General features: G+C 60.7%; 22 protein-coding genes. 11 read left to right on the forward strand and 11 right to left on the reverse strand.

Annotated features, from left to right (window positions below):
- The first annotated feature begins 161 nt into the window (after positions 1-161).
- The 6 genes from exbB (at position 162) to KW062_RS00225 (ending at position 6991) form a co-directional block, all read left to right on the forward strand.
- Positions 162-1166, forward strand: a complete 1005-nt coding sequence (gene exbB, locus KW062_RS00200; protein WP_027616806.1) for a tonB-system energizer ExbB — start codon at positions 162-164, stop codon at positions 1164-1166.
- Positions 1167-1172: 6 nt separating this feature from the next.
- Complete coding sequence (gene exbD, locus KW062_RS00205; protein ID WP_027616805.1) at positions 1173-1601, forward strand: TonB system transport protein ExbD; 429 nt, start codon at positions 1173-1175, stop codon at positions 1599-1601.
- A complete protein-coding gene (locus tag KW062_RS00210) occupies positions 1598-2344 on the forward strand; it encodes an energy transducer TonB family protein (protein WP_027616804.1) in 747 nt (248 codons plus the stop codon). Before exbD ends, KW062_RS00210 begins: the two co-directional genes overlap by 4 nt.
- A 158-nt stretch (positions 2345-2502) precedes the next feature.
- Complete coding sequence (locus KW062_RS00215; protein ID WP_027616803.1) at positions 2503-3426, forward strand: hydrogen peroxide-inducible genes activator; 924 nt, start codon at positions 2503-2505, stop codon at positions 3424-3426.
- Positions 3427-3435: 9 nt separating this feature from the next.
- Entirely contained in the window at positions 3436-5511 is a 2076-nt protein-coding gene (gene recG, locus KW062_RS00220) for an ATP-dependent DNA helicase RecG (RefSeq protein WP_027616802.1), read from the forward strand.
- Positions 5512-5590: 79 nt separating this feature from the next.
- On the forward strand, positions 5591-6991 hold the full coding sequence (locus KW062_RS00225; protein ID WP_027616801.1) for an aminoacyl-tRNA deacylase and HDOD domain-containing protein: 1401 nt from the start codon (positions 5591-5593) through the stop codon (positions 6989-6991).
- A gap of 81 nt (positions 6992-7072) precedes the next feature.
- Here the strand turns inward: KW062_RS00225 and KW062_RS00230 are convergent, their stop codons facing one another.
- The 5 genes from KW062_RS00230 to KW062_RS00250 all read right to left on the reverse strand — a co-directional run bounded on the left by KW062_RS00230 (position 7073) and on the right by KW062_RS00250 (position 10897).
- Positions 7073-8329, reverse strand: a complete 1257-nt coding sequence (locus KW062_RS00230; RefSeq protein ID WP_105753566.1) for a hypothetical protein — start codon at positions 8327-8329, stop codon at positions 7073-7075.
- Between the two features lie 160 nt (positions 8330-8489).
- Positions 8490-8876 carry a hypothetical protein gene (locus KW062_RS00235; protein ID WP_027616799.1) on the reverse strand — a complete coding sequence of 129 codons (387 nt, stop codon included), beginning with the start codon at positions 8874-8876 and terminating at the stop codon, positions 8490-8492.
- Positions 8877-9097: 221 nt separating this feature from the next.
- On the reverse strand, positions 9098-9373 hold the full coding sequence (locus tag KW062_RS00240; RefSeq protein ID WP_003213368.1) for an HU family DNA-binding protein: 276 nt from the start codon (positions 9371-9373) through the stop codon (positions 9098-9100).
- 188 nt (positions 9374-9561) lie between these two features.
- A complete protein-coding gene (locus tag KW062_RS00245; RefSeq protein ID WP_105753565.1) occupies positions 9562-10710 on the reverse strand; it encodes an NAD(P)/FAD-dependent oxidoreductase in 1149 nt (382 codons plus the stop codon).
- A 19-nt stretch (positions 10711-10729) separates the two neighbouring features.
- On the reverse strand, positions 10730-10897 hold the full coding sequence (locus KW062_RS00250; RefSeq protein WP_027616797.1) for a rubredoxin: 168 nt from the start codon (positions 10895-10897) through the stop codon (positions 10730-10732).
- A 201-nt stretch (positions 10898-11098) separates the two neighbouring features.
- Between KW062_RS00250 and KW062_RS00255 the strand changes: the two genes are divergently transcribed.
- Both KW062_RS00255 and ubiA read left to right on the forward strand, forming a co-directional pair.
- Positions 11099-11662 carry a chorismate--pyruvate lyase family protein gene (locus KW062_RS00255; protein ID WP_105753564.1) on the forward strand — a complete coding sequence of 188 codons (564 nt, stop codon included), beginning with the start codon at positions 11099-11101 and terminating at the stop codon, positions 11660-11662.
- The gene (gene ubiA, locus KW062_RS00260) at positions 11662-12552 is read left to right on the forward strand and encodes a 4-hydroxybenzoate octaprenyltransferase (protein WP_027616795.1); all 891 of its coding nucleotides are present in this window, start codon (positions 11662-11664) and stop codon (positions 12550-12552) included. The genes KW062_RS00255 and ubiA overlap by 1 nt, the downstream gene beginning before the upstream one ends.
- Positions 12553-12609: 57 nt before the next feature.
- Here ubiA and KW062_RS00265 read toward each other — a convergent pair whose 3' ends face one another.
- A complete protein-coding gene (locus tag KW062_RS00265; RefSeq protein ID WP_027616794.1) occupies positions 12610-12999 on the reverse strand; it encodes a COG4315 family predicted lipoprotein in 390 nt (129 codons plus the stop codon).
- Positions 13000-13150: 151 nt separating this feature from the next.
- Between KW062_RS00265 and phoB the strand changes: the two genes are divergently transcribed.
- From phoB to KW062_RS00280, 3 genes are all read left to right on the forward strand, one after another.
- Positions 13151-13840, forward strand: a complete 690-nt coding sequence (gene phoB / locus KW062_RS00270; protein WP_027616793.1) for a phosphate regulon transcriptional regulator PhoB — start codon at positions 13151-13153, stop codon at positions 13838-13840.
- Between the two features lie 82 nt (positions 13841-13922).
- Positions 13923-15209, forward strand: coding sequence for a phosphate regulon sensor histidine kinase PhoR (gene phoR, locus KW062_RS00275; RefSeq protein ID WP_256351162.1), 1287 nt, complete (start codon positions 13923-13925; stop codon positions 15207-15209).
- 124 nt (positions 15210-15333) lie between these two features.
- Positions 15334-16674, forward strand: coding sequence for a hemolysin family protein (locus KW062_RS00280; RefSeq protein WP_027616791.1), 1341 nt, complete (start codon positions 15334-15336; stop codon positions 16672-16674).
- 104 nt (positions 16675-16778) lie between these two features.
- On the opposite strand, the gene KW062_RS00285 is transcribed toward KW062_RS00280, so the two are convergent.
- The 5 genes from KW062_RS00285 to pstA form a co-directional block, all read right to left on the reverse strand.
- On the reverse strand, positions 16779-17672 hold the full coding sequence (locus tag KW062_RS00285; RefSeq protein ID WP_027616790.1) for a peptidoglycan DD-metalloendopeptidase family protein: 894 nt from the start codon (positions 17670-17672) through the stop codon (positions 16779-16781).
- A 94-nt stretch (positions 17673-17766) separates the two neighbouring features.
- Positions 17767-18699: a response regulator gene (locus KW062_RS00290; RefSeq protein WP_105753563.1), complete on the reverse strand. Its 933-nt coding sequence runs from the start codon at positions 18697-18699 to the stop codon at positions 17767-17769.
- 146 nt (positions 18700-18845) lie between these two features.
- Positions 18846-19607, reverse strand: a complete 762-nt coding sequence (gene phoU, locus KW062_RS00295) for a phosphate signaling complex protein PhoU (RefSeq protein ID WP_027616788.1) — start codon at positions 19605-19607, stop codon at positions 18846-18848.
- 112 nt (positions 19608-19719) lie between these two features.
- Positions 19720-20553: a phosphate ABC transporter ATP-binding protein PstB gene (pstB, locus tag KW062_RS00300; RefSeq protein WP_027616787.1), complete on the reverse strand. Its 834-nt coding sequence runs from the start codon at positions 20551-20553 to the stop codon at positions 19720-19722.
- Between the two features lie 163 nt (positions 20554-20716).
- Positions 20717-22387, reverse strand: coding sequence for a phosphate ABC transporter permease PstA (gene pstA / locus KW062_RS00305; RefSeq protein ID WP_105753562.1), 1671 nt, complete (start codon positions 22385-22387; stop codon positions 20717-20719).
- Between the last annotated feature and the right edge of the window lies 1 nt (position 22388).

Raw genomic sequence — 22388 nt, forward strand, 5'->3', positions numbered from 1 at the left:
ACTAGCGCCAGCAATAGACGAGCGGCTAGCAATGGAAGAAAAAAAGAGACGCTATTACTTCTGTTAACAAGAATTAATTGCAATAATGCCCGCCACTTTGTTCTCGGCCCCACGAGGCCTGGAAGGACATTAACCCTCTTTTTCTCTCAGGTCCGGCCAGCATGACACGCAATCCACTCTCCGCTTCGCCTACCACGCCCGCTCGTCCACTTCGCGCTTTGAGTGCTGCGGCCGCCCTGCTATTCAGCCTGTTGCTGGCGCCAACCGCTGCCTTTGCTGACGAGACAACCACGGCTGCTACACCCGCTGCTGCCACCGCGCCGGCTGCGGCCGACGCTGCCCACGGCAGTGCCGATCATGGCGCGCCTGCCGTGACGCCGGTGTCTGCCGATCCGGTCCAAACCATTGACGGCGTCGACGCCGACCAGCCGGAAGTGCTGGAAGCCGACAACACCCTGGGCATGGCTCACGACCTGTCGCCATGGGGCATGTACCAGAACGCAGACATCATCGTGAAAATCGTGATGATCGGCCTGGCAATTGCCTCGATCATCACCTGGACCATCTGGATTGCCAAAGGCTTCGAGCTGATGGCCGCCAAGCGCCGCCTGCGTACCGAGATCGCGCACCTGAAGAAGGCCACCACCCTCAAGGAAGCCAGCGCCACTGCAACCAAGCCTGGCACCCTGGCCAACCTGCTGGTCCACGACGCACTGGAAGAAATGCGCCTGTCGGCCAACAGCCGCGAAAAAGAAGGCATCAAGGAACGCGTCAGCTTCCGTCTGGAGCGCCTGGTCGCTGCCTGCGGTCGTAACATGAGCAACGGCACTGGCGTGCTGGCAACCATCGGTTCAACCGCGCCGTTTGTCGGCCTGTTCGGTACCGTGTGGGGCATCATGAACAGCTTCATCGGTATTGCCAAAACCCAGACCACCAACCTCGCCGTCGTTGCTCCCGGCATCGCTGAAGCCCTGCTGGCTACCGCACTGGGCCTGGTCGCAGCGATCCCTGCTGTGGTCATCTACAACGTTTTCGCACGCTCCATCGCTGGCTACAAGGCTCAGGTTTCCGACGCTTCGGCTGAAGTCCTGCTGCTGGTCAGCCGTGACCTCGATCACCTGCCAAGCGAGCGTTCCGCGCAACCGCACATGGTTAAAGTAGGGTAAGCGACCATGGGCCTGCATTTGAAGGAAGGTGCGAGCGACGACCTCGCCGAGAACCACGAAATCAACGTCACGCCGTTCATCGACGTGATGCTGGTGCTGTTGATCATCTTCATGGTGGCCGCCCCGTTGGCCACCGTCGACATCAAGGTTGACCTGCCCGCCTCGACCGCCAAGCCGGCACCGCGGCCGGAGAAACCGGTGTTCCTCAGCGTCAAGGCCGATCAACGCCTGTACCTGGGCGAAGACGAGGTCAAGGCCGAGAGCCTCGGCGCGACCCTGGATGCACGCACCCAGGGCAAGAAGGACACCACCATCTTCTTCCAGGCCGATAAAGGCGTGGACTACGGCGACCTGATGCACGTAATGGATGCCCTGCGGGCAGCCGGTTACCTGAAAGTCGGCCTGGTCGGACTCGAGACGGCAGCCAAAAAATGATCACGACGCGCCAAAAGCTGACGCGTTACAGCGCTAGCCTGGCGGTGGTGCTGGGCGTCCACGCGGTCGCGGTAATCCTCGCGCTCAACTGGAAGTCCTCACCCCCGGTCACGCTGCCGCCGATGGCGATGCTGGTCGAACTGGCGCCGGTCCCGGCCCCACCACAACCGGCTCCGCCCAAGGTTGTAACGCCGCCCCAACCCCCGGCTCCGGTCGAGGAACTGCCGTTGCCCAAGCTGGCCGAGGCTCCCAAGCCGACCATCTCGGTGCCCAAGCCGAAACCCAAGCCCAAACCACAACCGCCAAAACCGGTTGAGAAAAAGCCCGAGACGCCGAAGGAAAAACCTTCCGATACGCCGCCGTCCGAAGCCCAGCCAAGCAATGCGCCGCCGGTCAAATCGGCTCAGCCCAATCCGGGGCCGACCGCTGCGCAGAACGCGGCCAAGGCCAGCTGGCAAGGCACCTTGCTGGCGCACCTGCAGAAGTACAAGAAGTATCCGCCAGGCGCCCAGGCACGTGGCAAGGAGGGCTTGAACCGCTTGCGTTTCGTGGTAGATGCCGAAGGCAAGGTATTGTCCTTTGAGCTGGTAGGACGTTCCGGCAATGCTGATCTGGACCGCGCGACCCTGGAAATGATCCGCCGTGCCCAGCCGCTGCCCAAGCCTCCGGCCGACATGCTGACCAACGGCTCGATCGAAATCGTTGCGCCGTTCGTGTATTCGCTGGAGAAAAAGCGCCGCTAAGCCGGTGGGGTTTGTCACAAGGCACCGAAAGGTGCCTTGTGCATTTCTGGCAACGACAAAGCTGCATTGCCCAGTGTCACTCAACCAGCCCAGTCTGATAACGTGCGTCTATCGATTGCAGCCGGTATGCTTGGCTCGCATCTTCATGGACGCCCGCTATGACCCTCACAGAATTGCGCTACATCGTTACTCTCGCCCAAGAACAGCATTTCGGCCACGCGGCCGAGCGCTGCCACGTCAGTCAGCCGACCCTGTCGGTGGGCGTGAAAAAACTTGAAGACGAACTCGGTGTGCTGATTTTCGAGCGCAGTAAAAGCGCGGTGCGCCTGACCCCGGTCGGCGAAGGCATCGTCGCCCAGGCACAAAAGGTGCTGGAGCAAGCCCAGGGCATCCGTGAACTGGCCCAGGCGGGCAAGAACCAGCTGACCGCGCCGCTCAAAGTCGGGGCGATCTACACCGTCGGCCCGTACCTGTTTCCGCATCTGATTCCACAACTGCACCGGGTCGCCCCGCAGATGCCGTTGTACATCGAAGAAAACTTTACCCATGTGCTGCGCGACAAACTGCGCAATGGCGAACTGGACGCGATCATCATCGCCCTGCCGTTCAACGAAGCCGACGTACTGACCCTGCAACTCTACGACGAGCCGTTCTACGTCCTAATGCCGGCTCAGCACCCCTGGACCAAGAAAGCCACGATCGACGCCAACCTGCTCAACGACAAGAGCCTTTTGCTGCTCGGCGAAGGCCACTGTTTCCGCGACCAGGTGCTCGAAGCCTGTCCGACCCTGACCAAGGGTAACGACGGCGCCAAACACACCACGGTCGAATCCAGCTCACTGGAAACCATCCGGCACATGGTCGCCTCCGGCCTGGGCATCTCGATCCTGCCGCTCTCGGCCGTCGACAGCCACCACTACGCGCCGGGCGTGATTGAAGTGCGTCCGCTGACCCCGCCAGTACCATTTCGCACCGTGGCCATTGCCTGGCGTGCCAGCTTTCCGCGGCCCAAGGCAATTGAAATCCTCGCTGACTCGATTCGCCTGTGCTCGGTGGCCAAGCCGACTACAGTTGCGGGTTAAGCGTCAATCATGACTGAGCTGTCCCAGGTATCGGTCACGGCACTCAAGGGTGTCGGCGAAGCCATGGCCGAAAAGCTGGCCAAGGTTGGCCTGGAAAACCTTCAGGACGTGTTGTTCCACCTGCCCCTGCGCTATCAGGACCGGACCCGAGTAGTGCCTATCGGACACCTGCGGCCCGGCCAGGACGCGGTGATAGAAGGTACCGTCAGTGGCGCCGACGTCGTCATGGGCCGCCGACGCAGTCTTGTTGTGCGCTTGCAGGACGGCACCGGCGGCTTGAGCCTGCGCTTCTACCATTTCAGCAATGCGCAGAAGGAAGGCCTCAAGCGCGGCACTCGCGTGCGCTGCTATGGCGAGGCCAGGCCCGGCGCTTCGGGACTGGAGATCTATCATCCGGAGTATCGCGCCATCACGGGCGACGAACCGCCGCCGGTGGATGAAACCCTAACCCCGGTCTACCCGCTGACCGAAGGTCTGACCCAACAACGCTTGCGCCAACTGTGCCAGCAGACCCTGACCCTGCTCCGCCCCAGCAGCCTGCCCGACTGGCTGCCCGACGAGTTGGCACGGGACTATCAACTGGCGCCTCTGGCCGATGCCATTCGCTACCTGCATCACCCGCCTGCCGATGCCGATGTCGACGAACTCGCTCTCGGCCATCACTGGGCCCAGCATCGTCTGGCGTTCGAGGAACTGCTGACCCACCAGTTGTCACAACAACGCTTGCGCGAAAGCATGCGCTCTTTGCGGGCGCCGGCGATGCCCAAGGCGACTCGGCTGCCGAAACAGTACCTGGCCAACCTGGGCTTTGCGCCAACTGGCGCCCAGCAGCGCGTCGGCAATGAAATCGCCTACGACATGAGCCAGCAAGAGCCCATGCTGCGGCTGGTTCAGGGCGATGTCGGCGCTGGCAAGACCGTGGTCGCCGCCCTCGCCGCGCTACAGGCGCTGGAGGCCGGCTATCAAGTGGCCCTGATGGCGCCCACCGAGATCCTTGCCGAACAACACTTCATCACTTTCAAGCGCTGGCTCGAACCATTGGGCCTGGAAGTCGCCTGGCTGGCCGGCAAACTCAAGGGCAAGAATCGTGCGGCTGCACTCGAACAGATCGCCGGCGGTGCGCCAATGGTGGTCGGCACTCACGCGCTGTTCCAGGACGAAGTGCAGTTCAAGAACCTGGCGCTGGTGATCATCGACGAACAGCACCGTTTTGGCGTGCAGCAACGTCTCGCATTGCGCCAGAAAGGCGTGGGCGGACGCATGTGTCCGCACCAGTTGATCATGACCGCCACACCAATCCCGCGGACCCTGGCCATGAGTGCCTACGCCGACCTCGATACTTCGATTCTCGACGAGTTGCCGCCTGGACGAACCCCGGTCAACACCGTGCTGATCACCGACACCCGTCGGGTCGAAGTGATCGAGCGGGTGCGCGGTGCCTGCGCCGAAGGGCGACAGGCGTATTGGGTGTGCACGCTGATCGAAGAATCCGAGGAGCTCACCTGTCAGGCGGCCGAGACCACCTTCGAGGATCTCACCGCAGCGCTCGGCGAACTGAAAGTCGGGCTGATCCATGGCCGCATGAAACCTGCGGAAAAAGCCGCGGTGATGGCCGAGTTCAAGGCCGGCGCCCTGCAATTGCTGGTGGCGACCACCGTGATCGAAGTCGGTGTCGACGTGCCCAACGCCAGTTTGATGATCATCGAGAACCCCGAACGCCTGGGCCTGGCGCAGTTGCACCAATTGCGCGGTCGGGTCGGCCGGGGCAGCGCGGCCAGTCATTGCGTACTGCTTTATCACCCGCCGCTATCGCAGATCGGCCGTCAGCGGTTGGGCATCATGCGCGAAACCAACGATGGCTTCGTGATCGCCGAAAAAGACCTCGAATTGCGCGGTCCCGGCGAAATGCTCGGCACCCGGCAAACCGGTCTCCTGCAATTCAAGGTCGCCGACCTGATGCGCGACGCAGACCTGTTGCCGGCGGTGCGTGATGCAGCCCAGGCCTTGCTGGAGCGCTGGCCGCACCACGTCAGCCCGCTGCTGGATCGCTGGTTACGCCACGGCCAGCAATACGGCCAAGTGTGATGAGCGTCACGGCGCCAACGAACCAAAGACACCAGCAAGCTGGTTATACTCTCGAAATTGTAGGAATCGGATACAGGCCATGACCGAAGCTGCTTACGCTAACGAAGCCCCGCACACTCCGTCTGTTATCCGACAGTTGCTCGACAGCTTGGGCATCAGCTACACCGAAGTGCTTGAACACCCCGGCCTGAATGCCGAGCGCAAGGTCCAGGCGGTGCTGCTCGACGACGCCATCGGTGCGCTCATGGTGCTGTTCCCGCAGAGTCAGTTGCTGGACCTCAATCGCTTGGCCGAACTCACCGGTCGCCGCCTCACTGCGGTGCCGCAGGAGCGCCTGGAGCGCATGCTCGGCAAGCACAACCTGAGCCTGCTGCCCGGCTTGCCGGCACTCACCAGCTCTCCGTGCTTATATGAACAAAGCTTGCTCGACCAGCCGCTGCTGCTGATCAACTCCGGCGAGCCGGGCATGCTCCTGGAAATTCGCGGCGAAGACTTCAAAAGCATGCTCACCCAGGCCAGCGCCGCACATTTTGGCGAGCCGCTGAGCCGCATCCGTCCGAACCTCGACCGTCCGGGAGATGACCGCGAGGAAATCACCCAGGCCGTCCAGGCCTTCACCGCGCGCCGCATCCAGCAACGCCTGGAAGCGACCATCGAGATTCCACCCCTGGCCGGCTCCGCGCAGAAAATCATCAAGCTGCGGGTCGACCCCAACGCCACCATCGATGACATTACCGGCGTCGTCGAAACCGACCCGGCGCTCGCCGCCCAGGTGGTGAGTTGGGCAGCATCGCCGTACTACGCGTCGCCCGGCAAGATCCGTTCGGTGGAAGACGCGATTGTCCGCGTCCTGGGGTTTGACCTGGTGATCAACCTGGCGCTGGGTCTGGCCCTGGGCAAAACCCTGAGCCTGCCCAAGGATCACCCACAACAGGCCACGCCGTACTGGCAGCAGTCGATCTACACCGCTGCCGTCATTGAGGGCCTGACCCGGGCCATGCCGCGCGCCCAGCGCCCGGAAGCTGGCCTGACCTACCTGGCGGGCCTGCTGCACAACTTTGGCTACCTGCTGTTGGCCCATGTCTTCCCGCCGCACTTCTCGCTGATCTGCCGTCACCAGGAGGTCAACCCGCACCTGTGCCACACCTACGTCGAGCAGCATTTACTGGGGATCAGCCGGGAACAGATCGGCGCCTGGCTGATGCGCCACTGGGACATGCCTGACGAGCTGGCCACTGCCCTGCGCTTCCAACACGACCCGAGCTACGACGGCGAATTCGCCGAGTACGCCAACCTTGTGTGCCTGGCCGTGCGCCTGCTGCGCAGCCGAGGCGTCGGTTCCGGCCCGGACACCAGCATCCCCGACGCCCTGCTCGAACGCCTGGGCCTGACCCGCGACAAAGCCGAAGAAGCGGCCAGCAAGGTGCTGGAGGCCGAAGTGCTGTTGCGCGAACTCGCCTCGCAGTTCACTCACAACTGAAAAGCATCGCGGGCTTGCCCGCGATGAAACCACTTGCGCCCTGAGCGAGCGTGGCTTGCCTTCTAAGCTTCGTCCTACTACTCAAGTCAGGTAGCGTAACAAGCTACTCTGCCCTATCAGGACAAGCTTCCTTTCGTTTGTGACCACCATGTCTTCATAGCTGTTTCTGTGGGCGTTCCAACCCTTCTCGTTGAACGATGTATCCAGTGAGCCGCTCAAGAGATAGCGTGCCACTACTGATCCGGACACAAGAATTGCATCTTCCTGCCATGCACAATTTCGCCACCAGCTCTTAGCGGGCAATACTCGCGCGAAAAGTGGAGTGCCATTATTAAACGAAGGACTGAAGGATCCTCCAGTACTTAGAACTGCAATCCATGGCGTTTCGGAAGATGGCGTTGCATTCCACTTCTCATAGGCGGCTCCTACCACAACAATTTCTCCGTCACTCTCCCTGACTGAGAGGGTCGAAGCCGCGGTCGCTCCAAAACCAGGATCAGCAATGATGACTGGCCGCCCGTTATTGAAACTGCTGTCCAGCTCGCCACTTTCTTTGTAACGAATGACATAGCTACTTACGGTTGTTCCAACAGCGAAGGCACCACACACCAGAAATGCTCCATCCTTCTGCAGCGCAATACTAATGGCTTCATTGCTCTCTGCGTTTTCGCCATTAAGCTCGATAAGTAATACACCCGTCCCGTTAAATGTCTTATCAACCGAGCCATCCGGCATAAGGCGAAAAACCAATCCACTATTCCGGTCCTCGGCATCCCGAACGCCGCTATGCGCCACTAGAGTCTTGCCATCTGGTTGCACGCACACAGAACCGCCAATGTAGTTAACTGCAGGGGTTAGAAATTTGCCTGTGTGTTTATTTTTTGACTTTGCCGTTCCTGGGTAAATCAGATCATAGGGTTCAATCCTCACGAACCCATCGGTGCCAAAAGTAGTATCAATTCGACCATCGAAATCTAGCCGAGCGAATACCATATCGCGCTGACCATCCTCACTCAGGTGTGTACCCTTTATCAAAAATTTATCTGCCCGATATGAAAACAATCCAAATCGAGGCGCGGTGTTCCATCCAATATGCAGCGTTACCGTTCCGTTTTCGCCGAATGAAGAGTCGAAGAAACCGTTGGCATTCACACGCCTCAATTTCAAAGTATTTTGCCAATCCGCATGATCACCGTTGGCATAAATCAACTTTCCGTTAGACAGGGCAAGAATGGAGTGACGAACACTTCTGTCTCCGTCAGAGACTAAATCCACCACACCATTATCGCCAAAAGACGGGTCAAGGGTGCCCGCCGCTGCTTCGTTCAAACTGTTCATGTCCGCACTCCATGATGTTAAACAAAGGGTGCACAACCCCCTACACCCCGTACAGTGGAGCACGTAAAAAGACGTCCGTAACCTGTCAGAAATGACAGGCCTTTAGTGCTTTTTAATCACAACTTGACTCGATTAAGCACAAAAACTTTCCAATGCTCTATCAGCGACCAACAGCCGGCTTTTTCTTCGGCTTCAGATACTTGGTCAGGCCCTGGAACCACATCACCAGCGCCGGGTTGCCCTTGATCTGGATCGACTTGTCCTGGATCCCGGTCATGAACGCCAGTTGCTTGTTCTTCGCCTGCATCGTCTCGAAGGCGTAGCCGGCGTCCTTGAACGCAATGGCAAACGCCGGCTCCGCATAGAGCCCCGATTGGCTGGTGATGCGCTGATCCTTGACCCGGAAATGCCGTGCCACCTTGCCGTCCAGTGTCTGCAACTGGAACACCAGGTCCTTGTCACCCAATTGCTGCTGGAACGCCGGATTGGTGCGACTGGCCTTGCCCATCAGCAAACCCATCACCCACAGAAGAAAACGAAATTTCATGCTCGAGCCCCAGAGGAAAAAATGAACGCTGGGGCAGTGTAACGACTTCGATCAAGAACTCCACTGTTTAGCAACGTTCCCGGAAGTTGAACCATTTATTCCTGACGATGACTGCCAAGTCACGATTTCACACTTCATCCAGGCAAGAAAAATGGGCACCCAACCCGGTTGGCGTGCCCATTTTTCTTGCCTGCTGAGCCACCGAGCGGCGGCGCCAGGTGTTAAGGATTGACGCTGTCTTTGAGCGACTTGCCTGGCTTGAAGGCAACGGTGTTGCTGGCCTTGATTTTCACTGGCTCACCGGTTTGCGGGTTTTTACCGGTGCGGGCACCGCGATGGCGCTGCAGGAAAGTGCCGAAGCCGACCAGGGTGACGCTGTCTTTGCGGTGCAGAGCGCCGGTGATCTCTTCGAGGACGGCGTTGAGGACACGATTGGCCTGCTCTTTGGTGAGATCAGCTTTTTCGGCGATGGCGGCGGCGAGTTCTGGTTTACGCATAGTGAAGCCTCTTTGACGGTTTTTTGTTGTTATGTCCGTGCTGTTCTTCCGGAACAGCGCCCAAGGCGCCGCAGGCTCTACTCTGCGGCAGACGGGTGTGAGGATGGCACGCGGTTAAGGGCTGCGCCAGTCTCGGCGCGACCTTTGTAGGGACAAAAGCGGGGTGATTCCGACAGAACGACCAGTATTTAAGCCAGAAGCGCCGGAAGCTCCTTGTTTAGAGCCAATTTGTCCATGACGGCTGCGCCCGTGAGGGCATAACCAAGCAATTTGCCGCTGCGGTCATGGCACAGCGCCTTGATGTCCGCACCCTGCCCTTCCACGCTCCAAACGCCTTCAGTACCTCGTGGTGGCGGGGATACCACCAATGGGCAGACCGGGGTTTTCACGGTGATCGGCATAGCGCCATAGCTGACGGCGGTAGGGTTGCCGGCCAGGGTTTGCGCCAAGGCCCGGGCACAACTCATCAACGGCATGACGTAGAGCAAATTGAGGCCGTCGACTTCGGCGCAGTCGCCCAGGGCATAGATATTGGCATGAGAGGTTTTCAGCGAGCGGTCAACCACCACCCCGCGATTGACCTGCAAGCCTGCGGCTGCCGCCAGATCGGTGCGCGGTCGCAGGCCAATGGCAGAGACCACCGCATCGCACGGGATGACCTGACCATCGGACAAATGCGCCTCAAGTCCATCGTCGCAACGCTGCAGACGATTGAGCACCGGCCCGAGATGGAATTTCGCGCCGAGGCTTTCCAGCCCGGTTTGCACCGCAGCGGCGGCGGCCGGATGCAACAGGGTCGGCATCACTTGCTCGCACGGCGCAACCAGTTGCACTTCATAGCCGCCGAGGATCAGGTCGTTGGCAAACTCACAACCGATCAAGCCCGCGCCCAGAATCAGCACCCGTCGCTTGCCGGCGACCGCCGCGCGAAAACGCGCGTAGTCTTCCAGGTCATTGATCGGGAAGATCGCCTCGGGTGCATCGCCCTCGATAGGCACGCGCACGGTTTGCGCGCCACACGCCAGGATCAGGTCGCGATACACCACCGCTTCTTCACCGATCCACAGGCGCTTGTGGCCCGGATCGATACCGCTGATGCGAGTATGGGTGCGCACTTCGGCCTTGAGCGTTTCGGCCATGGCGCCGGGCTCGGCCATACTCAGGCCGTCGGCGTCCTTGTTCTTGCCGAAACCGGTGGAGAGCATCGGTTTGGAGTAGGAGCGCCCGTCATCGGCGGTAATCAGCAACAGCGGGGTTTCGCCATCAAGTTTGCGAAACTCCCGGGCCAGGTTGTAGCCAGCCAGTCCGGTACCGACGATTACGACAGGTGCACTCATTGCCAACTCCTCCAATGCCTCAGGCGATTTCAATCATTTCAAAGTCCATTTTGCCGACGCCGCAGTCCGGGCACAGCCAGTCTTCCGGTACGTCCTGCCACAGCGTGCCTGGCGCGATGCCGTCATCCGGCCAGCCGTCGGCTTCGTTGTAGATCAGCCCACAGACCACGCATTGCCACTTCTTCATTGCTTGTTTCCTCGAATTCTCAGGCTTTTTCTGGCGCGGACAGTCGCCAGCGATGGGTCCGCCGTCCGGCTCAGGGCGTTTTGTACTGATCGCACTCGCCAGATGCAAGCGTGTTCGACGCAACTGCCCGGTTAGATCAGTAAAAACCGCCAACCGACATGGTAAGCTCGCCACCTCATTTGCTGCCAATAATGACTCACTGTGCCGCACTCAAAATCCTCCGCCCCGACTCCGGACTGGCTGCCACGAAGCCTGCTGGCCCCCCTCCCCGACGCCCAAACCCTCGACTGGCTATTCGACGAAGGCTCGCTCACTCGCCGCCTTACCGGTTTGTCGGATGAGCACTTCAGCGTCACGCCGCTGGTCGAAGGCTGGCAGCCATTACGCACCGATGAATGCCTGGCACTCGATCTTCCCGAGCACAGCGAAGGCTGGGTGCGCGAGGTGTACCTGCGCGGGCATGGCGAAGCCTGGGTGTTTGCCCGCAGCGTCGCGGCGCGCAGCGCACTGCAGGGCGATGGCTTGCATATGGATGAGCTGGGTAGCCGTTCCCTGGGTGAATTGCTGTTCTGCGACCAGGCTTTTCAGCGTCGGGCCATCGAGGTTTGCCACTATCCTCAAGCGTGGCTGCCAGAACAGGTGAAAGCATCCACCCTATGGGGCCGGCGTTCACGTTTCGATCGCGGCAGCCTGAGCGTGCTGGTGGCGGAAGTTTTCCTCCCGGCCTTGTGGCGCACCGCCAGCGCGCAAGCGGAGATCAGTTGATGTATCAGAACCTGCTGAAATCGTTGAACCGCCTTAACCCACGCGCCTGGGATTTCGTGCAGTTGACGCGCATGGACAAGCCGATCGGCATCTACCTGCTGCTGTGGCCGACCCTGTGGGCGCTGTGGATCGCCGGTAAAGGCTCACCTTCCCTGGCCAATATCGTGATATTCGTCCTCGGCGTGGTGCTGACCCGCGCCGGCGGCTGCGTGATCAACGACTGGGCCGACCGCAAGGTCGACGGCCATGTGAAGCGCACCGCCCAACGGCCGCTGGCGGCCGGCAGGATCAGCTCCAAAGAAGCACTGGTGTTCTTTGCCTTGTTGATGGCCCTGAGTTTCCTGCTGGTGCTGTGCACCAACGCGGCGACCATCTGGCTGTCCTTCGGCGGCCTGGCACTCGCCGCCAGCTACCCTTTCATGAAGCGCTACACCTACTACCCGCAAGTAGTGCTGGGCGCGGCATTCTCCTGGGGCATGCCGATGGCGTTCACCGCCGAAACCGGTGAGCTGCCGGCGATCGCCTGGCTGCTGTGGATCGCCAACCTGCTGTGGACGGTGGGGTATGACACTTACTACGCCATGACCGACCGCGACGACGACCTTAAGATCGGCGTGAAATCCACCGCGATCCTGTTCGGCGAGGCCGACCGCATCATCATCCTGACCCTGCAATGCCTGGCGCTGGGCTGCCTGCTGCTGGCCGGCTCGAAGTTCGAGTTGGGCGGCGGGTTCCACCTCGGGTTGCTGGCCGCAGCCGGGTGTTTCGCCTGGGAATACTGGTACACCCGCGACCGCGACCGGATGAAATGCTTCAAGGCATTCCTGCACAACCATTGGGCCGGACTGGCGATTTTCGTCGGGATTGTGCTGGATTACGCGTGGCGTTGATGGGCTGGCGGGTAGCCGCTGCTCGGAGTTGCTCCGGGCAGCGAGCTGGGGCCGAGGTTATTTCTGCGACATGTGCACCACGTGCCAAACGTCTTTCATTTTGTCACCGGTCATGTCTCCAGGGGCCTTGTCTTTGACAAAGGTGTAGAGCGGCTTGCCGTCATACGCCCACTGCATAGCGCCGTCGTCACGCTTGACCGTCGACCATTTGCCTTCGGCCTTGTCGCTCGGCGTCGCCATCAGCGGCGGCCAGTTCTTGGCGCAGTCGTCATTGCACATCGATTTACCGCCGCTGTCCTTGTCGAAGGTGTAAAGCGTCATGCCCTTGTGATCGGTCATCATGCCGTTTTTATCGGCCATCGCCGGATCGGCGGCAAAAGCCAAGCCCGGCAAGACCAGCGCAGCGGTCAACATCAGGGCTTTCAAGGAGCGAGCAGAGTGAGTCATGGAAACCTTCTTTTGTGGTTGTCAGGATTCGGACTTAGAGCTTAGCCCAGGATCATGACAATCGCCGCGACACAAAATGCTGTAACACGACTGCAATAATTCCGTTATCTAATGCGGCGCAAGACAGTTAAATGACAAGAGGATTAAACCCATGGTTGGCAGGAGCATTCTGATCGTCGACGACGAAGCGCCCATCCGCGAAATGATCGCCGTGGCGCTGGAAATGGCCGGCTATGACTGCCTGGAGGCCGAGAACTCCCAGCAGGCGCACGCTATTATCGTCGACCGCAAGCCCGACCTGATCCTGCTCGACTGGATGCTGCCCGGAACCTCCGGCATTGAACTGGCCCGCCGCCTCAAGCGCGATGAACTGACGGGTGATATCCCGATCATCATGCTCACCGCCAAGGGCGAAGAGGACAACAAGATTCAGGGCCTGGAAGTGGGCGCTGACGACTACATCACCAAACCCTTCTCCCCACGGGAACTGGTGGCCCGCCTCAAAGCCGTGCTGCGTCGCACGGGTCCGGCCGAAGGTGAAGCGCCAATCGAAGTCGGCGGCCTGCTTCTGGACCCGATCAGTCACCGCGTGACCATCGACGGCAAACCTGCGGAAATGGGCCCGACTGAATACCGCCTGCTGCAGTTTTTCATGACCCACCAGGAACGCGCCTACACCCGCGGGCAATTGCTCGATCAGGTCTGGGGCGGCAACGTGTATGTCGAGGAGCGCACGGTCGACGTGCACATCCGTCGCCTGCGCAAGGCCCTGGGGGATGCTTATGAGAATCTGGTACAAACTGTGCGCGGCACCGGCTATCGTTTTTCCACCAAGGCCTGAGTCGAGCCCCACCGACCCGAGACGCTGACAAGGACGCATTTTCTCCGTGAACCAAAACTGGCATGGCACTCTGATCCGCCACATGCTGTTACTGGTCACCGGCTGCCTGGTGATCGGTCTGATCAGCGGCTATTACGGCTGGAGCCTGGCCGCTGGCCTGGGGATCTACCTGGGTTGGACCCTCAAGCAATTGCTGCGCCTGCACGAGTGGCTGCGCCTGCACCAACCCGATGAAGCACCGCCCGATGGCTACGGCCTGTGGGGCGAAGTGTTCGACAGCATCTATCACCTGCAACGCCGTGACCAGCGGGTGCGCGGGCGCCTGCAAGCGGTAATCGACCGAGTCCAGGAGTCCACTGCTGCGCTCAAAGATGCCGTAGTCATGCTCGACAGCGACGGCAACCTGGAATGGTGGAACCGCGCCGCCGAAACCCTGCTGGGCCTCAAGACGCCGCAGGACAGTGGCCAGCCGGTGACCAACCTGGTGCGCCATCCACGGTTCAAGGAATACTTCGAACAGGACAGCTACGCCGAACCGCTGGAAATCCCTTCGCCGACCAACGACCGGATGCGTATCCAGCTGTACATCACCCGTTACGGCAACAATGAACACCTGATGCTGGTGCGCGATGTAACGCGCATCCACCAGCTCGAGCAGATGCGCAAAGACTTCATCGCCAACGTCTCCCACGAACTGCGCACGCCACTGACCGTGATCTGCGGCTACCTGGAAACCCTGCTCGACAACGTCGAAGAGGTGAATCCACGCTGGACCCGCGCGCTGCAACAGATGCAGCAGCAAGGCGGGCGCATGCAAACCCTGCTCAATGACCTGCTGTTGCTGGCCAAGCTGGAAGCCACCGATTACCCCTCGGACAACCAGCCGGTGGCCATCGACACCCTGCTGCAGTCGATCAAGAGCGACGCCGTGGCACTGTCCGGATCACGCAACCAGCGCATCACCCTGGAAGCCGACCCGACGATTGCGCTCAAGGGCAGCGAGGCCGAATTGCGCAGCGCGTTTTCCAACCTGGTGTTCAACGCGGTGAAGTACACCCCGGCCGAAGGCAATATCCGCATTCGCTGGTGGGGCGATGATCAGGGCGCTCACCTGAGCGTGCAGGACTCGGGAATCGGCATCGACAACAAGCACCTGCCACGCCTGACCGAACGCTTCTACCGCGTCGACTCCAGTCGCAACTCCAACACCGGTGGCACCGGCCTCGGCCTGGCGATCGTCAAGCACGTGCTGCTGCGCCATCGTGCGCGCATGGAAATCAGCAGCGTGCCGGGCCATGGCAGCACCTTCACCTGCCATTTCGTGCCGACGCAGGTTACCCGATTGCTGGCCGGCAGCCTGACCGACTAGCACCCAGGCAGCACTACCCCTAGGCAATTGCCCTGTCAGCCGCTACATTGGCTGACTTGAGCCTGCCTTTCAGGCTCGTATTCAGCCTTTCTATTCGCCGACACGGAACCTGCAAAACTCCATCATGGACCCTTCCCCTGGCTTGTCCCTCGCTACACTCTTCGCCGATTTCGGCATGATTCTTTTTGCACTGATCCTGGTTTTGCTCAACGGTTTCTTCGTTGCGGCAGAATTTGCCATGGTCAAATTGCGTTCGACCCGGGTCGAAGCGATTGCCGACCAGAACGGCTGGCGCGGGCACATCCTGCGCACCGTGCACAGCCAGCTCGACGCCTACCTGTCGGCCTGCCAACTGGGTATTACCTTGGCCTCCCTCGGCCTGGGCTGGGTCGGTGAGCCGGCGTTTGCGCATATCCTCGAACCGTTGCTGGCTGCGGTAGGTGTCGATTCGCCGGAAGTCATCAAGGGCGTGTCGTTCTTCACCGCCTTCTTCATCATTTCCTACCTGCACATTGTGGTGGGTGAGCTGGCGCCGAAGTCCTGGGCCATTCGCAAGCCGGAGCTCTTGTCGCTCTGGACGGCGGTGCCGCTGTACCTGTTCTACTGGGCCATGTACCCGGCCATCTATCTGCTCAATGCCAGCGCCAACGCGATTCTGCGGATTGCCGGCCAGGGTGAGCCCGGCCCTCATCACGAACACCATTACAGCCGCGAAGAACTGAAGCTGATCCTGCACTCCAGCCGTGGCCAGGACCCGAGCGACCAAGGCATGCGCGTGCTCGCATCGGCCGTGGAAATGGGCGAACTGGAGGTGGTCGACTGGGCCAACTCGCGCGAAGACCTGGTAACGCTGGAGATCAATGCGCCGCTCAAGGAAATCCTCGCGATGTTCCGCCGCCATAAGTTCAGCCGCTACCCGGTGTACGACAGTGAGCACCAGGAGTTTGTCGGCCTGCTGCACATCAAGGACCTTTTGCTGGAACTGGCGGCACTGGACCACATTCCCGAGTCGTTCAACCTGGCCGAGCTGACCCGCCCACTGGAGCGCGTGTCCCGGCACATGCCGCTGTCGCAGTTGCTGGAGCAGTTCCGCAAGGGCGGCTCGCACTTCGCCGTGGTGGAAGAGGCCGATGGCAACATCATTGGCTACCTGACCATGGAGGACGTGCTGGAGGTGCTGGTCGGCGATATCCAGGACGAACACCGCAAGGCCGAGCGCGGCATCCTCGCTTACCAGCCGGGCAAGTTGCTGGTGCGCGGTGACACGCCGCTGTTCAAGGTCGAGCGCCTGCTGGGCATCGACCTCGATCACGTCGAAGCCGAAACCCTCGCCGGCCTGGTCTACGAGAGCCTCAAGCGCGTGCCGGAAGAGGAAGAAGTGCTGGAAGTCGAAGGCTTGCGGATTATCATCAAGAAGATGAAAGGTCCGAAGATCGTCCTGGCCAAGGTGTTGATGCTCAACTGATTGGGACTCATCGTACTTCCACCACAGAACCTGTAGGAGCTGGCTCGCCAGCGAAGCTTGCGCGCCCTCAATGACGCCTTCGCCGGCAAGCCGGCTCCCACAGTTCATTTGCCGAATGCAAAGTTCGGCAGGCCGCCCACCGGCTGGTTGAATTGATACGGAATCGACACCAGCCCCATCCCGGTATTGCGCTGCACCACAAAGTGCAGGTGCGGGCCGCTGCTGTTGCCGGTATTGCCCGACAGCGCCAAGGCGCTGCCCACCGCCACCCGCTGGCCCTCGCGAACGCGCACCGAGCCCTGCTTGAGGTGCAGGTACACGCCCATGGTCCCATCGCTGTGCAGCACCCGTACGAAGTTGCCTGACGGATGAGTGCCACGCCCACTCTGCGAGTTTTCGGTCTTCACCACGACACCGCCACGGGCGGCGATGATCGGCGTGCCTTCGGGCATGGCGATGTCCATGGCATAGCGGCTCTTCGGCCCGAAGTGGCTGTATTGGCCGTTGGCGCCCTGACTGATACGAAATGGACCGCCACGCCAGGGCAACGGGTAGCGATAGGCCGTGGCGCTGCCTTTAGGGTCGCCCAGCGAATACTTGAGCCTGGGAATGTACGCCAGCGGTTTTGAGGCTTGAGTCGCGGTGAGCTGCGCCAGGCGCACGCTGGTGCGCAGCGGTATGACCCGGCGGATGGGCTTGCGGGGTGCCCCGCTGACGTTCTTCACGGCAGCGAAGCTCAATTCGATCTCGACCGGTGCATACAGGTCGTTGCGCACGTAGACGCTGTCCACGCCGTCTTTTTTCAGGATGACGTAATACACCTGACGGTCCAGATGCTCGTCCATCTGGTCCAGAAAGACGAACACCTTTGAGCCTTTCGAGGGGCGGTCGCTGTAACTGACCACGCCATTGGCATCGGTGGATTTGTAGATCGTCCCGGCGCCCGCCGTAGCGCACGCCATGAACAGAGCACAACACAGCAGCAGGCGCATGAGCATGGGCAGGACTCTGTCGACGGAAGGCATGAAAATCAGCCTAGCAGCCAAAATTGTCCTGCATGGTCGGCAGCTGTTGCAAAGCGTGCTGCGCCGGTCACGCCCCCGGAATGAAGTGTTTCTGCGCAGTCCCACGGGCGATCAGGCGCGAAATGTAGTCGAGCTTCTGCGCGTCCTGATCGACGAAACGAAACGTCAGCTGCAACCATTCGCTGTCGGGTTTGGGTTCATGGGCGACGATGGCGTGCAGGTAGCCGTTGAGGCGCGCCGTTTCCGCGTTGTCACCCTGCTCCAGATCGAGCACAGCGCTGTCGAGGACCTGTGGCAGGGTCTCGGTGCGCTTGATCACCAACAGTGCCTCCTTGATGCTCAGGGCCTTGATCACGCAGGGCTGGCTGCCGCTGGGCAGACGCAGCTGGCCCTGGCCACGGCCGCCAGCCACTGCAGGCGCGGGTGGTTTGACCGGCGGGCTGTTGAGCAGGCCCTTGCTCGCATCCGCGGCGCTGGTGCCCTGCAGGTAAGCATTGGCCGCGACGGTTGCCGCCGGGGCTGGTGCATTGGCCCTGGTGGCCGTCAAGGCGCTCAGCGAGTCGTTGGCGAATGCCGGCGCCAGGCGGGTCGGCGCCTGATTCATCAACGCGTCGAGCTTGCCAATCTTGTTCAGGGCCTGCTTGACCTTGCTCAGTAACTGCTCGTTGGTGAATGGCTTGCTCACGTAGCCAGAGACGCCAGCCTGGATCGCCTGGACCACGTTCTCCTTGTCGCCCCGGCTGGTCACCATGATGAACGGCATGCTCCGCAGAGCGGGTTGCTCGCGGCACCAGGTGAGCAATTCCAGCCCGGACATCTCCGGCATTTCCCAATCGCACAGCACCAGGTCGAAAGCTTCACGGGCCAACAGGGCCTGGGCCTTTTTGCCGTTGACCGCGTCTTCGATGCGCATGCCCGGGAAGTAGTTGCGCAGGCACTTCTTCACCAGATCACGAATGAACGCTGCATCGTCCACGACCAACACATTGACCTTACTCATCGACCACCCCTTGTGCATGCCCCGACCAGGCATTTCGCCAATACACTTCAGTCACGCCGGGACTTTTCTCGTTCGCGGGCGCCAAAAATCCAATCGCACAAACGAAAACGCCCGGCCAAAAGGCCGGGCGCTTCAATTGGGCAATCTTACTTATCGTCCGTTTCGCCCGGAACATTAGCGGATTCACCGCTGGTGCCCTCAACTTCTTCCTTCATGCGCTTGAGGCCCATGTGCCGGACATCGGTGCCGCGCACCAGATAGATGACCAATTCGGAGATGTTGCGCGCGTGGTCGCCGATACGCTCCAGGGAACGCAGGACCCAGATGATGCTCAATACCCGCGAGATCGAGCGCGGATCTTCCATCATGTAGGTGGCCAGCTCGCGCAGCGCAGTCTTGTACTCGCGGTCGATGATTTTGTCGTACTGGGCCACGGACAACGCCAGGTCGGCGTCGAAACGGGCAAACGCGTCCAGCGCATCGCGGACCATGTTGCGCACCTGGTCACCGATATGCCGCACTTCGACGTAGCCACGCGGGGCTTCGCCTTCTTCACACAACTGGATAGCACGGCGGGCGATCTTGGTCGCTTCATCACCGATGCGCTCCAGGTCGATCACCGACTTGGAAATGCTGATGATCAGACGCAGGTCGGATGCAGCCGGCTGGCGCCGGGCGAGAATGCGCAGGCATTCTTCGTCGATGTTGCGCTCCATCTGGTTGATCTGGTCATCGATCTCGCGCACTTGCTGAGCCAGGCCGGAATCCGCCTCGATCAGCGCGGTGACCGCGTCATTGACCTGCTTCTCCACCAACCCACCCATCGCCAGCAAATGGCTGCGTACTTCTTCCAGCTCAGCGTTGAACTGCGCGGAAATGTGGTGGGTTAAACCTTCCTTCGAAATCATGGTTTTGCTCCGCAAAAGCTGTGAGCTGCAAGCGCCAAGCTGCAAGCTGATAGATGTCGTTACGCTGAACCGCTGTTACTTGCCGCTTGAAGCTCGCGACTTGAAGCCGCGATTAGCCATATCGCCCGGTGATGTAGTCTTCGGTCTGCTTCTTCGCCGGGTTGGTGAACAGCGTGTCGGTATCGCCGAATTCCACCAGTTTGCCCATGTACATGAACGCCGTGTAGTCGGAAACTCGCGCCGCCTGCTGCATGTTGTGGGTCACGATGACAATGGTGAACTTGGATTTCAGCTCGTAGATCAGCTCTTCGACTTTCAGCGTCGAGATTGGGTCGAGTGCCGAGCATGGCTCATCGAGCAGTAGCACTTCCGGCTCGACGGCGATGGTACGGGCGATCACCAGACGCTGCTGCTGACCACCGGACAGGCCCAGTGCCGACTCATGCAGGCGATCCTTGACCTCATCCCACAGGGCTGCGCCCTTCAGTGCCCACTCGACCGCTTCGTCGAGCACGCGTTTTTTGTTGATCCCCTGGATACGCAGGCCGTAGACCACGTTTTCATAGATGGTCTTGGGGAATGGGTTGGGCTTCTGGAACACCATGCCGACACGGCGACGCAGCTCGGCGACATCCTCGCCCTTGCGGTAGATGTTGTTGCCGTAGAGATTGATCGCGCCCTCGACCCGGCAACCGTCCACCAGATCGTTCATCCGGTTGAAGGTGCGCAGCAGGGTCGACTTGCCACAGCCGGACGGGCCGATGAAGGCGGTCACGCGCTGTTTCGGGATATTCATGCTGACGTCGAACAGCGCTTGTTTCTCGCCGTAGAACAGGCTCAGGCCCGGCACTTCGATGGCCACGGTTTCCTGCTCGAGGTTCAGGCTCTGCTTGTCGCGACCCAGGGCAGACATGTTGATGCCGTGGGTATGGGTTTCGTGTTGCATGGGAGGCTCCCTGTGCTAACAAATTCGGTTCGGTTGCCATAGGCCAAGGCCTGCGGTTACACAATTCTTTCTGTAGGAGCGAGCCTGCTCGCGATGGTCGTTCAGACACAGAAAATGTGTCGGATGTACCTTCTTCGCGAGCAGGCTCGCTCCTACAGGGTTATCAGCTATCCAGCGCCTTGTACTTCTCGCGAAGGTGGTTACGGATCCAAACCGCCGACAGGTTCAAGGTGGCGATCACCAGCACCAGCAGCAAGGCCGTGGCGTACACCAGCGGTCGTGCGGCTTCGACGTTCGGGCTCTGGAAGCCGACGTCATAGATATGGAAGCCCAGGTGCATGATTTTCTGGTCCAGGTGCAGGTACGGGTAGTTGCCGTCCAGCGGCAGCGAAGGTGCGAGCTTGACCACACCCACCAGCATCAAGGGCGCCACTTCACCGGCGGCACGGGCCACCGCGAGGATCATGCCGGTCATCATCGCCGGGCTGGCCATCGGCAGGACGATCTTCCACAGCGTTTCCGCCTTGGTCGCGCCCAGCGCCAACGAGCCTTCACGCACCGTGCGGGGAATCCGCGCCAGGCCTTCTTCGGTGGCCACAATCACCACCGGCACCGCCAGCAGCGCCAGGGTGAGCGAGGCCCAAAGCAGGCCCGGGGTACCGAAGGTCGGCGCCGGCAAGGCTTCAGGGAAGAACAGGCGGTCAACCGAGCCGCCCAGTACGTAGACGAAGAAGCCCAGGCCGAACACGCCATAGACGATCGCTGGAACGCCCGCCAGGTTGTTCACCGCGATGCGGATCACCCGGGTCAGGGTGTTCTGTTTGGCGTATTCACGCAGGTACACCGCTGCCAGCACGCCGAACGGGGTGACGATCATCGCCATGATCAGGGTCATCATCACGGTGCCGAAAATCGCCGGGAAGATCCCGCCTTCGGTGTTGGCTTCGCGTGGGTCATCGCTGAGGAATTCCCAGACCTTGCTGAAGTAGAAACCGACCTTGGTGAAAGTGCCCATGGCATTCGGCTGGAAGGCATGCACCACCTTGCCCAGTTCGATTTCGACTTCCTTGCCGTTGCCATCGCGGGCGGTCAGGCTGTCGCGGTTGAACTGTGCGTGCAGCTCGCCGAGGCGCTTCTCGATGTCCTGGTAGCGGGCATTCAACTCGGCGCGCTCGGACTCCATGTCGGCCTGGGCCGCGGCGTCCAGCTTGCCGTTGAGTTCCAGTTTGCGGCCGTGCAGGCGGATACGCTCCAGACCGGCGTTGATCGCGCCGATGTCGGACTTTTCCAGGGTCTTGAGTTCGGCCGACAACGTGCTGACCCGCTCGATCCGCGCTTGCAGCTCAGGCCAGGCAGCTTCGCCTTCGGCGACGATCTTGCCGTCCTGCTTGACGTTGACCAGGTAACCGTAGAAGTTGCCCCACTCGCGACGCTCCAGCGCCATCAACTCCGGCGGCGTGGTCTGGTCAGTCAGCCACTCGCCGACGATCCAGGTGAAGTCGTTGCCGTTCAGGTCGCGGTTGCCGACCTTGATCAGCTCACGCGTCATGAATTCCGGGCCTTCGTTCGGCACCGGCAAGCCAGCACTTTTCAGGCGCTCACGAGGCACCTGCTCTTTCTGCACCACTTCGCCGATGACCACCTGGCTGCCCTGGCCCGGCACTGCGTACTGGGCATGCACCAGGTCGGCGGGCCAAAAGTGGCCCAGGCCGCGCACGGCAATCACCGCCAGCAGGCCAATGGTCATGATGACCGCGATGGCGACCGCGCCACCACTGATCCAGACACCGGGGGCGCCGCTCTTGAACCATCCATTCAGGGAGTTCTGTTTCACA

Source organism: Pseudomonas fluorescens (assembly GCF_019212185.1).
Lineage (GTDB): Bacteria > Pseudomonadota > Gammaproteobacteria > Pseudomonadales > Pseudomonadaceae > Aquipseudomonas.